Source organism: Methyloceanibacter sp. (assembly GCF_051306395.1).
GTDB lineage: Bacteria > Pseudomonadota > Alphaproteobacteria > Rhizobiales > Methyloligellaceae > Methyloceanibacter.
The window spans coordinates 1-14,077 of sequence record NZ_JBPPND010000208.1; the positions used below are offsets into that span (position 1 = coordinate 1).

Below are 14,077 nucleotides of genomic sequence, written 5' to 3' on the forward strand. Positions count from 1 at the left end.
GCAGCCGGAGCACAAGGCTCTGCGGGAGGCCTATCGGGATGGCGCCGTCGTCGTCACGCCGAACCCACACAACCACGCCCTGCTTGCCGACAAGCGCAACCTTCCACTTCTCTCCGACCCATCGGTGCTCGAAGCCTGGGGCGTGGAGCCGGAGCTTCGCAACCAACTGAAAGCCATTCCGCGAACCGTCTTGATAACGCCCGAAAACGCGGATGCCCTGTGGAAGTCTCGCAAGGACCTGTTCTTCAAGCCCACGGGCGGTCACGGCGGCAAGGCGGTCTACCGCGGCGCTAAGCTAACGCGTAGCGTGTGGGCAGAAATCACGCGTGGAGGTTATGTGGCGCAGACTTTGGTACGGCCGAGCCAACGCATGGTTGCGGTGGACGGCTCGCCCGAGGCGCTCAAGATGGATGTCCGGCTCTATACCTACGACGCGCAGGTTCTTCTTGTGGCGGCGCGCCTCTATCAAGGGCAGACCACCAATTTTAGGACGCTTGGTGGCGGCTTTGCCTCAGTGTTCATGATCTGACGCGGGCGTGTTCGAGCCAGCGAAGCTTTGCATCGCGCCTTTCAATCGGTGATGTCGCGCTTCTTCTGGAGGTATTCTTCGCGGTTGATCTCTCCGCGAGCGTAACGCTCTTCCAGGGCCTCCAGGGCCGGGGAACGCCGCTCTACCGATCTCTGGCTGCCAGCAAGTGGCTGGGAACGGACAAACCACACTGCGCCCGCAATGATCACAGCAAGGATTACAAGCCAGAATACGAAGCCGAAGCCCATGCCATCACCGTTCATCATCCAACCGTGTCCATAGCTCCCCATAGAGCAACTCCTCCAACGCAACCACCTTAAGCAGATACCTCGGCCGCATCTGCTTCACTTTGAGCGGGATCAACCAAGGTCGTTAACGACCCGTCGGCCCGTTTAGCGCCGCCTTCGGACATCGGGCCCGGTCGAATTTGAGACTTTGAAGCGCCGGACCACACCCAAAGACTGGCCAGGTCGAACCCCCCGGCTAGTTGGATGGCGCGAGCGTTTGTCGCCGGAGGGCCATAATACTTCGCAAGAGAGTGTCGCCCCGTTGGCGCGGCTTTTGTCATTCAATGTTCGTTCGGATCGTTTTTCGCGTCGCCTTGAGTTGCGTGCACTGTGCCGTGGCGGTGATCCGGTGGCCATAGATCGCGTAAAGCCTTATCGGCACGTCGCCGATATTGGTGATGTTGTGCCAAGTACCGGCAGGCACGAACACAGCCCAGTCCTCGCGGACTTCACGCTCGAAACTCAACTGATCCTTGGTCGGCATGCCGGTCTATCAGAACCTCAACGGGCCGCAGTTGGACAGCGCAGGACGGTCTCCGGCTGAACCACCTATCAAGGAGGCTCGGCCAAAGCCGCGTGATCCATACGAGCAGCGCGCGATCGCTGGCACGCAGTCGAAGACGAGACGGTGGTCGCCGAATAGCAATGGCTAGCTGATGGCGGAGAAGCAAATTCTCAGCCTCGAGCCGCCTTGCCCATCGTTGCTGGCCCATTTCCAGATGCTAAGCCCGGCAGGGCAGTGTTTGACTGCTGACTCCATGTCAAGCCATTGCGACGGCTGTTTGCCGGCAACGATGACATTGACGTAGTGGCGGCTGCGCAGGCAGTGATCTGTCACCGTCAGCAGGGTATTAGCATCAGGCGGCAGATACACGCGGATGATGGCCGCCTTCTTGTTCGCCACCAAATCGTCGAGCAGGCGATGATGCGCCCCTACAGCGTTGGTGGCGGGCGTGCCTTTTTCCACCGCAACTCTTTTGATTTCGACATCAAGGGCGTGCCCGTAATTACCTTCCGCGCAGAAGACCGTGGAGAAATCGCGGACCTGATCGCGTGGGACTCTGCAACCGGGCGAGTCGCGAGTTGGCGCGGACAGGCTTTTTGCCTCGGGGACCTCGATCAAGTCCTAAACCCCGGCACCTATTTCTCCGAAGGTGCCTTGTGGGTGCACAAAACACCATTGGAATGGCTCCTGGCCGGGCGCCGCGGCATCGTTGTGTTGCGGTCGGAACTCTGCAACGCCTACCTCGCCCATGTGCCGCGCATTGCAGTCTCCACTGTGCAGTTCGGCTTGAACGTGAAGCGCTGGTTGCGATCCCGGCACCGGGCGCCCTACTCGCTACCCGGGTTACACCTGAGCTTCTTACCGATAGGGCCCTACCCTCTCATTATGAGGCCGTTTGCAAAATCGCAGACCAACTCGAGCGTTGGTCCCCTGCTAACTTCTTGGGATACAACTCCATTGCGTTCGACGAGAGCCTACTACGTCAAGCCTTCTATCAGAATCTGAAACCGATCTACCTGACGAACACCCAAGGAAACAGGCGGGCCGATATCTTTAGACTAGTAGATGCGGCCATCGTCTGCGCCCCGAACTCAATTGCTATTCCCGTGTCCGAGAAGGGCCGCATCACGAGGCGCTTGGACAAACTCGCGCCTTTAAATGGATTTGATCACACACATGCGCATGACGCCAAAGCTGACGTCGAGGCCACTATTTTCATGGCGCGCCTTATCCGCACCCGGAACCCATCTCTTTGGGATGCGATTATGGCTACATCCGCTAAAGATGCAGCGCTTGGCATACTGAAAAGCCAGGATCCCCTTGCGCTAATTGAATCGCGCTATGCCAAACACAACGTTGCACCAGTGGCATGGTGCGGACAGAATCCTTCCTATGCGGCTGAAGTTGCTGTTTTTGATCTCCGCCATGACCCTTCCGACTTTTCTAGTCTTTCTACTGAGCAATTGATCAAAGTCATTCGGCGGCCAAAAAGTCCGATACGCATAGTTCGGGCTAATGCTCAGCCGATGTTGGTTCCGTTGGCGAATGCCGTGATTGCGGACTGTCCATCCGACCCACTTATCACGTCGCGCATGCGTCATATCCAAGGCAATAAGGACTTTCAGTCTCGAGCAGGAGAAGCACTCGAAAGCCGTTACGCCGAACAGGCGGCATCACCATTCGTCGAACGGCGCATCTACGATGCATTCCCCTCTTCTTCAGATATGCACTTGGCTACTACGTTCCACAAGGCTCCCTGGGACTCACGACGTGTCATCTTAGATCGGATTGCCGACGATAGACTTCGTGAGCTTGGGCTTCGGATTCTGGCGCTGGGGGCGCAAGACCATCTCTCACTTGATGAGCAGACCAATTTTCAATCTTGGCTGGCATTCCGCCGTCGTGGTCCCGCTCCGGAGCGGTCCTTCCGCACAATTGCACAAGCCACGTCCGAATGTCTGGACGCCCTTGAAGGTGCGTCCGGCGGGGAGGCTTCTCGGTTGAAAGAGATACTTTGTTGGTTGCAGTCGTTAGGTGCCGACACATCCATTCAGCGCAAAGCCAGCTAGCGATGGTGGTCACGAGCCCTAATGGATTTAAACGCTAATGCACATCGCCGTGCTTACTATGTGCTTACTGGCCGGAAACCCGCACCAGCCAAATCAACCCTAAGCTATTGAAAAGACTGGTGGGCGCACACGGACTCGAACCGTGGACCCGCTGATTAAGAGTCAGCTGCTCTACCAACTGAGCTATGCGCCCTCAGAGTGCGGCCTCCGCTAGAGAGGCCCATCTGGTCTGGAGCGTTCGACGCTCCAAGGGTGCTCCCCTTAGCACTGCCCCGGTTGGCCTGTCCAGTTTGCCTTTGCGCCAAATGGCTTGGCGCCGCCCTACCACAAGGCCCGCGCTTCCGACCGGCGGAAGGTGACGTTGCGATTGATATGGGCGTTGAGCACAAAGCCGAGCCCGATGATCATGGTCAGCATCGAGGTGCCGCCATAGGAGACGAGCGGCAGTGGCACGCCAACCACCGGCACCAGCCCCGTGACCATGGCGACGTTGATGAACACATAGGCGAAAAGCGCGAGCCCAATGCCTGCCGCGAGCAGCTTGGCGAAAATACTGCGGCAGCGCAGCGCCATATAGGTGATGAACAGCAGCGCCAGCAGGTACAGCGCGAGCAACACCACGGCGCCGACAAAGCCCATCTCCTCGGCGAACATGGTGAAGATGAAATCGGTGTGCTTCTCGGGCAGGAAGTTGAGCTGGGCTTGCGTGCCTTGCATGTAACCCTTGCCGGCGAGCCCGCCCGAGCCGATGGCGATCTTCGACTGAAGGATATGGTAGCCGGAGCCGAGCGGGTCGCGCTCGGGATCGAAGAAGGTCAGCACCCGCTCCCTCTGGTAGTCGTGCAACTTCTCCCAGGCATGGGGCAGTGCCACGACGACGCCAACGATGACCGCGCCGAAATAGAACCAGCTGACGCCGGCAAGAAACAGCAGCCCACCGCCAATGATGGCGAACAGGGCCGCGGTGCCGAGGTCGGGCTGCGCGAGGGCGAGCACGACCGGGAGACCGATCATCAGGACCGGCGGCAGCAGCGCATCGGGACGCCAGATCTTCTCGGGCGGCAGCCACTGATAGTACCGGGCAAGCGCCAGGATGAGCGTGATCTTCATCATCTCCGAGGGTTGAAAGCTGAGCTCCTCATAGCCGAGCCAGCGCCGGGCGCCGCCGCTCTCGACACCGATGACCGGCACCAAGAGCATCAAGAGCAGTGCCGCGAGATAGAGCGGATACGCCCCGCGTAGCCACCAGCGGATGTCGGAGAACGCCACGGCGAAGAGCAGCGCCAAGCCGAAACAGAACCGAACCACGTGTCGGCTGGCCCAAGGGTCTAGTGCGCCGCCCGCCACCGAGTAGAGCGACGCTGCCCCAACCAAGACGATGGCCGTGATCAGCAAAATGAATGGCCAGTTGAGCAACAGGAGCTTCTTGCTCAGATTGAGTTTCGGCGCCGGGGCCTCGGCGAAGAGCAGCTTCATCGCACTGGCTCCACCGCCGCGACGGCCGCGGGCGGCGCATCGCTGTTCGCGACGAAGGTGGGACGTCCGGCCGGATCGCGCAGCAAGGCCTCGGTGATGACATCGCGCACCACGGGCGCGGCCGCGGCCGAACCGCCGCCGCCATGCTCGACGACACAGGCCGCGGCGTAGCGCGGTGCGTCCGCCGGGGCATAAGCGATGAACAGCGCGTGGGTCTCGCGCTCATATGCGGAGAGTTTGTGCTCGTTGTGGAAGCTGACGACCTGCGATGTGCCGGTCTTGCCGGCCATCAGCATGTTTGGAATCTCCAAGGCCGAGCGGCGCGCCGTGCCTCCCGGCTCGTTCACCACGCCGATCATGCCGCTGCGGACCATGTCAAGATGCGCCGGGTCGAGGCTCAGCAAGGGCCAGGGCTCGGCTTTCTCTTCCGGCGACATGACGAGCTTGGGCAATACGGCGCGCCCCGTGGCCACGCGCGCTGTCGTGACGGCGAGTTGAAGCGGCGTGGACGAGACGAAGCCCTGACCGATGCCGGCGATCACCGTCTCGCCGGTGTACCAAGCCTCCATGAGATTGGCCCGCTTCCACGCCTGATCGGGAATGATGCCGGCTCTCTGGCCCGGGAGACCGCAATCATAGGTCCGGCCGAGACCGAGATGACGCGCGACCATGGCGAGATGGTCGATGCCCATGCGCTTCGCCGTCTCGTAGAAATAGGTGTCGCAGGACTGCTTGATGGCCTCGTGCACGTTGATGCCCCCGCCATGGGCCTTCCAGCAGCGGAAACGCTTGCGGCCGACCGAATAGCCTCCGGGGCAGCTCATGGTCTCGTGCTCGTCGATCACGCCGGCGTGCAAGCCCGCAAGCGCCGTTACCACCTTGAAGGTCGAGCCGGGCGGGTATTGGCCGCTTATGGCGCGATTGTTCAGAGGGTGGTCCGGATTCCGGCTGAGCTCCCGCCAACGCTCCAGATTCACATCAAACGCGACATCGTTGGGATCGAAGGTCGGCGTCGACGCCATGGCGAGTATGCCGCCGGTAACGACGTCTAGCACCACCACCGAAGCCACTCGGTGCTCCTTGATGCGGTCCAGGGCCACGGTCTGCAGATGCTGATCGATGCTCAGGACCAGGTCCCGGCCCCGGGTGCTCGGCTTCGACCCGAGTTCGCGGACCACGCGGCCGCGGGAATCGACTTCGTATTTGATGCTGCCCGGGCTTCCACGGAGTTCCCGGTCGAAAGTCTTCTCGACGCCGGTGCGCCCGGTGCGGAAGCCCGGCAGCCGCATGACCGGATCGAGATCGACCTCCTCCTTGCCGGCCATGCCCACATAGCCCACGAGATGAGCCATGGGCCGGGAATGGTAGTATTTGCGATAGGCGGAGCGGTCGGTGCGCATGCCGGGAAGCTGCGGAGCGAGCACGTTGAGCAGTGCAAACTGGCGCCAGGTCAGTCCTTCGGCGATGAGGACGGGATAGTAGCCGCTCTGGCGCCGCGCCGCGCGCATGACGCGGTCGCGCGTGGCGCCCGAGACGGGAACGATCTTCGAGAGCGCATCCAGCGTGCCCGGCAGGCTCTTGCAGAAGGCCGGCAGGACCAGAAGGCGGAGATTCTCCTTGTCCTCGGCGATGAGCGCACCGAAGCGATCGTAGATGGAGCCGCGTGACGGCGCCACGAGCTGCATCATCATCCGGTTCTCGTCGGACAAGAGGCGATAATCGGACGAGTCCAGGATCTGGAGCTGATGCAGACGCCAGCCGAGAAGACCGAACAGGCCGGCTTGCGCGCCCCCGACGAGAAGGGCGCGACGGGAGAAGCGATAGCTTTGCTTGCGCGTATAGTCCGGCTTCTTCCGCGCGCCGTAGTGTATCGCCTTCTTTTTTCTCATGAGGCGCCTCGGAAGATCGTATCGCGCGCGAGACCGACGCGGCCGTGACGGACCCACAGCAGCCCGTAAAGCACGATCGGGAACAAGGCGATCGAGACCACCACGCCGAACGCGATGGGCCACCAGTCGATCCAGCGGACATAATAGAGCGAGGCGAGCAGCCAACCGAAGACGCCGAGCAGGCTGACCAGGACGGCCCAAATGAGCCAGTGAATGCCGACTTCACGGCTTTCCTTGAGCGCGCCGGCGCGGCGTCCCACCGTCGCCGCGACCAAGCACATCAGGGCCCAATAGCCGAGCGGACCGCCGCTCATGAGGTCGGCGAGAAGCCCGAGACCCACGGCGCCGGCGGGATGGAGCGCGGTGCCGGGAATGGCCCGCCAGCAGAACACCATCATCACGACGACCAGCGGCAGAATAAATGTCGCATCGGCCGGCAACCCCCACGGGACCGCGGTGGCAACCACCGCAAACAAAACAGACAAGGCCGGGAGGAGGTTGGTCATCGCTCTGCTTGCGCTTGCTCCCCGGTTGGCGGCGGGACAACGGTCATGGGCAGCCCGGCACTTGCTGTTGCGGTCTTTTGCCCGGCGACGGGCGCGGCGGACAAGGCGCCTAGGCCATCCGACGCTCCGGGCGGATCGGCGCGGGTCAAGGCCGGTGCGTCGAAGAACAGAACGCTGACGGCATCGAGCGAATTCAGCTCGGCGTAGGGGCGGACCTTATAGGCGCCGAGCGAGCCCGCGACGACGCCGACCCGCAAGCCCCGCGGCAGAACGCCGTCGCTGCCGGAGGTGTAGACCTCATCGCCCGGGTAGAGCGCAGCGCCCTCGGGGAGAAAGTCGAGTTGGAGCTCGGTGCTGTTGTCACCCGAGGCCAGACCGCGCACGCCGGCCGGGCCGGCAAGGACAGGAATTCGGCTATTGAGATCGTTGAGAAGGAGCACGCGGGCCACGGAATGACCGGCATCGACGGTGCGCCCCACCAAGCCATCGCCGTTGATCACGGCATAGCCGATGCGCAAGCCGTCCCGGCGGCCGAGATTAATCAGGGCGCTACGGACAAAGGGGCCGCGCGCATCGGCGATCACCCGCCCAGTGGCATAGACGAGCGCCGGTTCTTCGACGGCATTCAACAGCGAGCGCAGATGGGCCACTTTCCGCTCCAGCAGCTTGGTACGCCATTCCCACTGCTTGAGCTCTTCGTTCTCCTTCTTCAGGCGGTCAACCTCGTCGAAGGCCGCCATGTAAAGCTCCACCCGCTCCATGGCGCGGCGCGCCTCGATGGCGGGAAGAGACGCGACCTCGAGCAAGGGCGCGCTGAGATCAACGACGCCATCGCGCGCATCGGAAATGGCACCGTGACCGATACGGCTTAGGACAAGGAGGACGGCACACAGGAAATAGAGCCCAAAACTAAGCAGCTCGACCGGAGCCCGCCAGGAGGGCCGGTGTCTACGGAATAAGGGCGAACCGCGCTCGCGCATTTTGCGTTCACTCAAAAGAGAACGCCAGATGGCGTTCTGCCCTCTCTTCGTTTCGGGCCCGCTCGAACGCGCGCCCCTCCCCGCCCCGATCAGGGCTTGATCAATAGATCGGCGATCTCATCCAGGTTCTCAAGGGCCATCCCCGTGCCCCGGACCACGCAGCGCAGCGGATCTTCGGCGATCTTGAATTTCACTCCGGTCTCCTGCTGGAGCCTGACGTCGAGTTTCTCGAGAAGCGCGCCGCCACCCGTGAGATAGATGCCGGCATCGCAAATATCGGCTGTGAGCTCGGGTGGCACGTCCGCGAGCGCCTGACGGATGCCGCCAACGATCTGTTGGATCGGCAAGGTCAGCGCGTCGGCGATCTCGTGCGGCCCCAGCGTGATCTCCGTAGGGAAGCCGCGCTGCATGTCGCGGCCCTTGAGCGTGATGGAGACGTGCGTGCCGTTGGCCTTGGCGACGGCGGAACCGGCCTCCTTTTTTATGGCTTCGGCATTGGTGGCGCCGATCAGAAGGTGATGCTTAAAGCGCGCGTAGTTGACGATCGCCTCGTCCATGGAATTGCCGGCGGTGCGGATCGAGCGCGAATAGATGACGCTGCCCATGGACATCACGGCGATGTCCGTGGTGCCGCCACCGATATCGACCACCATGGAGCCGCGCGGCTCCTTGATGGGCAGGCCCGCGCCGATCGCCGCGGCCACCGGCTCCTCGATCAAATAGACACGCCGCGCGCCCGCGGACAGTCCGGCCTCGTGCACCGCGCGCCGCTCCACCGAGGTCGCGCTCGCCGGCACGCAAATCATCACGCGCGGGCTGCCGAACAGGCGCCGCTTGTTCACGCGGCGGATGAAATACTTGATCATCTCTTCAGCCGCGTTGAAATCCGCGATCACGCCATCGCGCAGCGGCTGAACTGTTTCGATCTTGCTCGGGGTTCTCCCCAGCATCATTTTGGCCTCATGGCCAGCGGCAATCACCTTCTGGTCCTCGCCGCGCCGCTCAATGGCCACCACGGACGGTTCGTCGAGAACTATACCTCTCCCCGGCACATACACGACCGTATTTGCCGTACCGAGGTCGATGGCCATGTCTGCCGAGACAGAGCCCCAGACCCGCGAGAACATGCACCCGCCCCATTGGCTCGCCGCACCTCGGGAGCCCAAAACGTTACTGACACTTGCGCGCGGCAGAAAATAAGGCCGTTCAAAGGGTTCGGACCCTCGCCGAGCACGAAGCCATGTTGCGTCAAATCGATCTCACGAGCAATGCGTGATGCGCTCGATTTGAAAAAACTCTTCACTTGACGCGTTCATCGGCGCGCGCGGCGCTCCGGAGGAGACATGCGCCGAGCCGCTTGCCGCATGAGCGGCTTAGTGGGCCCCGCTAAGACCCCTATAGAGAGTCGTTCCGCCGCGCGACACACCGGGTCCCGGCGGGGCGCTGCCGCAGGCCGGAATTGGCAGCCTGCCCGCGTCGTCCTTGCGACATTTTAGCACATGCCCATGACATGAGCATTACTTAAGAGGCGAGCATGGTTTCCGGCTTCCGCCGCGCGCCGCGCGCCATGAGCTTGTTCAGAGCGCTGACATAGGCGCGCGCCGAGGCGACCATGGTGTCGGTATCGGAGCCGCGGCCCGTGGCGATCTTGCCGTCGGCCTCCAGACGCACCATCACCTCGGCTTGGGCGTCCGTCCCTTCGGTCACGGCGCTCACCTGATAGAGCGCGAGCCGCGCCTCGTGGGGCACCAGAGAGCGAATGGCCTGGAAAGTGGCATCCACCGGACCGTCGCCCACCGCCTCGAAGGTCTGCTGGTTGCCGTCGACGTCGAGGGTGATGGTCGCCTTCTGCGGGCCGCCGGTGCCGGCGATCACGGTCAGCGCCACCACCTTGATGCGGTCATGGGCGGAGGCGATCTCCTGATCGACCAGGGCCTCGATATCTTCGTCGTAGACGTGCTTCTTCGCGTCGGCCAAGGCCTTGAAGCGCACGAAGGCGTCCTCGATGGCGTTGCCGCCGAGCTCATAGCCCAGTTCCTTCAGCTTCTCGCGGAAAGCATGACGCCCGGAATGCTTGCCCATGACCAGGGAGGACTCCTTCAGCCCGACGCTTTCCGGCGTCATGATCTCGAAGGTGCCGGCATGCTTCAGCATACCGTCCTGATGGATGCCGCTCTCATGGGCGAAGGCGTTCCGGCCCACGATCGCCTTGTTGTACTGGACGGGGAACGCCGTCACCCGCGACACGAGCTTGGAAGCCCGGGTCAGCATCGTGGTGTCGATGCCCGTCCACACATTCATGGCGTCGGCGCGGGTGCGGATGGCCATGACGATCTCTTCCAGCGCGGCGTTGCCGGCGCGCTCGCCAAGACCGTTGATGGCGCACTCCACCTGGCGCGCGCCGGCCATCACGCCGGACAGGGAATTGGCCACGGCCAGGCCCAGGTCGTTGTGGCAGTGGGTGGAGAACACGATCTGGTCGGCGCCGGGCACCCGCTCCAGAAGCATGCGGATCAGCGCGCCGAACTCGTCGTGGGTGGCGTAGCCCACGGTGTCCGGAATATTGACGGTGGTGGCGCCGGCCTTGATGGCGGCCTCCACGCAGCGGCAGAGAAAGTCCTCCTCCGTGCGGGTCGCGTCCATGGCCGACCACTCCACGTCGTCGGTATAGCCGCGGGCGCGGGTCACCGAAGCGGTCACCCGCTCCAGCACCTCCGCCTCCTCGATGCCCATCTGATATTTGCGGTGGAGCGGCGAGGTGCCGATGAAGGTGTGGATGCGGCCGCGCTTGGCGGGCTTAATGGCCTCGGCACAGATATCGATGTCCTTCGGCTGCGCGCGGGCCAAACCGCAGATCACCGAATTCTGCGAGCGGCGAGCGATCTCCTGCACGCTCTCGAAATCGCCTTGGCTGGCGATGGGGAAGCCCGCCTCGATCACGTCCACCCCCATCTCGTCGAGGAGTTCGGCGACCTCCAGCTTCTCGTCGAAGGTCATGGTGGCGCCCGGGCATTGCTCCCCGTCGCGCAAGGTGGTGTCGAAAATAACCACGCGGTCCTTCTCGGCGCGCGGCTGCCCCTCTTGGGTCTTGGTCTCGGAATCCATAATGCTCGTCCTCAAACCTTTGGCCTCAGTCTAACACGACTGGCGAGGCGCTTGAATCTTGGTGGGTTTGTCTTGCCATCCCCTGAACGCCCGCCTCGGCCAAGGCCAAGACCGCCGGAGCTCAGGGGCAGATAAGGAGGAGCTTCAGGGTGCGCGCGCGCAGAACCGCACCGGACGGAGAGCCGCCCGTGGTCATGCCGGTCTGTGTCATCAAGCGCTGCATCGGTCACCCTGTCGCACGAGGTCTCGCCTCGCGATGTCCGGAAAATAGTGGGAACAGCCCCTAAGAGCAAGGGCAAGCGCCGGCGTTGCCGCGATGCGTTGAAGCACCCGGGGTTTGCTCCTTTCTTCCCCCTCGAAATCCAAGGGGGATGGCGCGCCGAAAAGCGCAAATCCTAATGGCTCGCGATCCGAAGACCGCGCAGGCGCCTCTCGGCGCGCCAATCGCGGCGGTTACGACGCCGGGCCCCGCTTCTCATTGATCTCTGCGCTACCGGCCTCCGGCCTGCTTGAGCGCTATGTGCGCTTCGGCCTTTGACCGCTGTGCGCGAGAGCAAATCCCAGCGAGCTTCTCGCGGGGGCTCGTAGTAGCCCCGGGGGGTGGCTCCGGCGCCGCCCGGAGGCCTCTTGCGAAAGAGACCCGCAGGCGCCGCACCTCGTCCCGCCTCAACGCACGCCTCGCGAAAGCGCCCTTCAACGGACGAGGTGATCGCATTGTACGGCAGCTTTTGCGGGCGGGGATAAGTTAGGTAATTTCGCCTCCCTCCGACGCGGAGGAGGAGAAAGCGGAGCGCGCTAAGCTCCCTTTCCCTGGAGGAATTTCCGCGCAAAGCGCCGTCGAAACGGAATATGGCGGTCGAACGTTCCGATGGACGGGAGAGGGTTACTTCGATCAAAGTCCGCTCCGGAACGGTCAACAGAGCGGCTCAACCACGTGACAGAATTCATAGCGCAGCACCAGGCCGGGATCGCAATCGTCCTCCTCGCCGGAACCTTCGCCGCGTTTCTCCTGGAGCGGTTTCCTCCGGCAGTCGTCGCCACGGCAGGCGCGGCAGCCTTTCTCGTGCTTGGCTTGATCGACACCAAGGACGTCATGAGCGTGTTCTCGAACAGCGCTCCGATCACGATCGCGGCCATGTTCATTCTGTCCGGCGCGTTGGTGAGAACGGGAACCCTGGAGGCCGCGGCCTCCTGGGTGACCTCTCAAGCAGCCGAACGCCCCAAGACAGTACTCGTGGCGTTCTTCGCCGGCGTGATCGGCGCCTCCGCCTTCATGAATAACACCCCGGTAGTCGTGGTGCTAATTCCGATTGCCGTGAGGCTCGCGCGAACGGTCGGCATGGCGCCGACACAGTTGCTGATCCCCCTCTCCTACGCCGCGATCCTCGGCGGCACGTGCACCTTGATCGGAACCTCGACCAACCTTCTGGTGGACGGCGTCGCGCGCGAGCACGGACTGCCGGCCTTTTCGATTTTCGAGATCACGCCTGTCGGGCTGGTGGCGGCGGTGGTCGGAACCTCGACCATGCTCTTGCTCGCGCGGTACCTGCTGCCGGCGCGGATGAGCGCGGCGGATTTGATGGACGAGGAAGGTAAGACGTTCTTCCTGACCGAGCTCACGGTCTCGAACGAATCGCGCTTCGCAGGCAAGAAGCTCGGTTCCGTGAAGGAATTGAACCACGCAGGCATCAAGCTGGTCAGCCTGCATCGGGACGGGTCGGCGATCCGCGGCGTGCTCGGCGATCAGATTCTGCAGCCCGACGACCGGATCGCGATCAAGGCGACCATGCCCGAGGTGCTGACGCTGCACGGCGAACGGGGCTTCGATATTTTGGGCGTGGGTGGAGGCGAAAGCGACAAGGATCACATCATCGTCGAGGCGGTGCTGGCCCCTGGCCGGGGCAATTTGCGATCCTTCAGCGAGATGCGCCTTGGGCGATTTGGCGTCCGCTTGTTGGGCATCAGCCGCCATCGCTATCTCCCCGGCGTCGACCTCGACTCGGTGCAGCTTCGGGCGGCGGATAGGCTCCTCCTCGAAGGCACACCAGAGGGCTTGGCCGCCGCGGCGGAGGAAGCGGACTTCATCAATATCACCCAACCGCGCTCCCGCAGCTTCCGGCGCAAGAAGGCCCCGGTGGCGATCGCCGCAATTGGCGGCGTTGTTGTATTGGCGGCGCTGAACGTCATGCCGATCGAAGGACTGGCCGTGCTCGGGGTCGCGCTCATCCTGCTCCTTCGCTGCATCGACGCCGAAGAAGCATGGGAATCGGTGAGCGGCGGGATCCTGGTGCTGATTTTCGCCATGCTTGCCATCGGCGTGGGGCTGGAGAAGACCGGTGCGGTGCGAGAAATCGTGGCCGAGATCGAGCCCCTGCTCGGCCAAAGCTCCGGGTTCGTGATGCTCGCCGTCGTCTATTTTCTCGCCGTAGTCCTGACCGAGCTCATCACCAACAACGCCGTGGCCGTCGTGCTCACGCCCATCGCCATCGGCCTTGCCGAGGGCCTCGGCCTCGACTCGCGGCCCTTCCTTGTCGCCATCATGATGGGCGCGAGCGCGAGCTTTGCCACGCCAATCGGCTATCAGACCAACACCATGGTCTATGCCTCGGGAAACTACCGGTTCACGGATTTCCTGCGTATCGGTGTGCCCATGAACATCATCGTGGGCATCGGAACCTGCCTCGCCATCGCGCTGCTCATGCCGCTGTCGAAATGAGCGGCATGAACGACT

10 protein-coding genes, 1 tRNA gene and 2 pseudogenes are annotated in these 14,077 nt (G+C 63.0%); 3 read left to right on the top strand and 10 right to left on the bottom strand.

Annotated elements, in window-relative coordinates; translation table 11 throughout:
- A pseudogene (locus ACSLE4_RS10835) lies at positions 1 to 529 on the top strand (hypothetical protein); the annotation flags it as partial.
- Positions 530 to 570: 41 nt separating this feature from the next.
- Here ACSLE4_RS10835 and ACSLE4_RS10840 read toward each other — a convergent pair.
- From ACSLE4_RS10840 to ACSLE4_RS10850, 3 genes and pseudogenes are all read right to left on the bottom strand, one after another.
- Positions 571 to 795, bottom strand: coding sequence for an SHOCT domain-containing protein (locus ACSLE4_RS10840; protein ID WP_435904467.1), 225 nt, complete (start codon positions 793 to 795; stop codon positions 571 to 573).
- Between the two features lie 298 nt (positions 796 to 1,093).
- Positions 1,094 to 1,300: a hypothetical protein gene (locus tag ACSLE4_RS10845; RefSeq protein WP_435904468.1), complete on the bottom strand. Its 207-nt coding sequence runs from the start codon at positions 1,298 to 1,300 to the stop codon at positions 1,094 to 1,096.
- Positions 1,301 to 1,513: 213 nt separating this feature from the next.
- Positions 1,514 to 1,726, bottom strand: a pseudogene (locus tag ACSLE4_RS10850) (hypothetical protein); the annotation flags it as partial.
- Between the two features lie 536 nt (positions 1,727 to 2,262).
- Between ACSLE4_RS10850 and ACSLE4_RS10855 the strand changes: the two are divergent.
- Entirely contained in the window at positions 2,263 to 3,390 is a 1,128-nt protein-coding gene (locus ACSLE4_RS10855) for a hypothetical protein (protein WP_435904469.1), read from the top strand.
- Between the two features lie 117 nt (positions 3,391 to 3,507).
- On the opposite strand, the gene ACSLE4_RS10860 is transcribed toward ACSLE4_RS10855, so the two are convergent.
- The 7 genes from ACSLE4_RS10860 to ACSLE4_RS10890 form a co-directional block, all read right to left on the bottom strand.
- Positions 3,508 to 3,583: transfer RNA gene (locus ACSLE4_RS10860), tRNA-Lys, on the bottom strand.
- Between the two features lie 128 nt (positions 3,584 to 3,711).
- Positions 3,712 to 4,866 carry a rod shape-determining protein RodA gene (gene rodA / locus ACSLE4_RS10865; RefSeq protein ID WP_435904470.1) on the bottom strand — a complete coding sequence of 385 codons (1,155 nt, stop codon included), beginning with the start codon at positions 4,864 to 4,866 and terminating at the stop codon, positions 3,712 to 3,714.
- Complete coding sequence (gene mrdA, locus ACSLE4_RS10870; RefSeq protein ID WP_435904471.1) at positions 4,863 to 6,755, bottom strand: penicillin-binding protein 2; 1,893 nt, start codon at positions 6,753 to 6,755, stop codon at positions 4,863 to 4,865. The genes rodA and mrdA overlap by 4 nt, the downstream gene beginning before the upstream one ends.
- A complete protein-coding gene (locus ACSLE4_RS10875) occupies positions 6,752 to 7,261 on the bottom strand; it encodes a hypothetical protein (protein WP_435904472.1) in 510 nt (169 codons plus the stop codon). The genes mrdA and ACSLE4_RS10875 overlap by 4 nt, the downstream gene beginning before the upstream one ends.
- Positions 7,258 to 8,241: a rod shape-determining protein MreC gene (gene mreC, locus ACSLE4_RS10880; RefSeq protein WP_435904473.1), complete on the bottom strand. Its 984-nt coding sequence runs from the start codon at positions 8,239 to 8,241 to the stop codon at positions 7,258 to 7,260. Before mreC ends, ACSLE4_RS10875 begins: the two co-directional genes overlap by 4 nt.
- 89 nt (positions 8,242 to 8,330) lie before the next feature.
- A complete protein-coding gene (locus ACSLE4_RS10885; RefSeq protein ID WP_435904474.1) occupies positions 8,331 to 9,368 on the bottom strand; it encodes a rod shape-determining protein in 1,038 nt (345 codons plus the stop codon).
- A gap of 394 nt (positions 9,369 to 9,762) precedes the next feature.
- Positions 9,763 to 11,346, bottom strand: coding sequence for a 2-isopropylmalate synthase (locus tag ACSLE4_RS10890; protein WP_435904475.1), 1,584 nt, complete (start codon positions 11,344 to 11,346; stop codon positions 9,763 to 9,765).
- A 934-nt stretch (positions 11,347 to 12,280) separates the two neighbouring features.
- Between ACSLE4_RS10890 and ACSLE4_RS10895 the strand changes: the two genes are divergently transcribed.
- Positions 12,281 to 14,062, top strand: coding sequence for an SLC13 family permease (locus ACSLE4_RS10895; RefSeq protein WP_435904476.1), 1,782 nt, complete (start codon positions 12,281 to 12,283; stop codon positions 14,060 to 14,062).
- The last annotated feature ends 15 nt before the right edge of the window (positions 14,063 to 14,077 follow it).

What these genes read in the sequence shown, in the direction of transcription:
- mrdA (WP_435904471.1), bottom strand. Translation starts at nt 6,755, where the DNA reads ATGAGAAAAAAGAAGGCGATACACTACGGCGCGCGGAAGAAGCCGGAC.
- rodA (WP_435904470.1), bottom strand. Translation starts at nt 4,866, where the DNA reads ATGAAGCTGCTCTTCGCCGAGGCCCCGGCGCCGAAACTCAATCTGAGC.
- ACSLE4_RS10875 (WP_435904472.1), bottom strand. Translation starts at nt 7,261, where the DNA reads ATGACCAACCTCCTCCCGGCCTTGTCTGTTTTGTTTGCGGTGGTTGCC.
- ACSLE4_RS10845 (WP_435904468.1), bottom strand. Translation starts at nt 1,300, where the DNA reads ATGCCGACCAAGGATCAGTTGAGTTTCGAGCGTGAAGTCCGCGAGGAC.
- ACSLE4_RS10890 (WP_435904475.1), bottom strand. Translation starts at nt 11,346, where the DNA reads ATGGATTCCGAGACCAAGACCCAAGAGGGGCAGCCGCGCGCCGAGAAG.
- ACSLE4_RS10885 (WP_435904474.1), bottom strand. Translation starts at nt 9,368, where the DNA reads ATGTTCTCGCGGGTCTGGGGCTCTGTCTCGGCAGACATGGCCATCGAC.
- ACSLE4_RS10840 (WP_435904467.1), bottom strand. Translation starts at nt 795, where the DNA reads ATGATGAACGGTGATGGCATGGGCTTCGGCTTCGTATTCTGGCTTGTA.
- mreC (WP_435904473.1), bottom strand. Translation starts at nt 8,241, where the DNA reads ATGCGCGAGCGCGGTTCGCCCTTATTCCGTAGACACCGGCCCTCCTGG.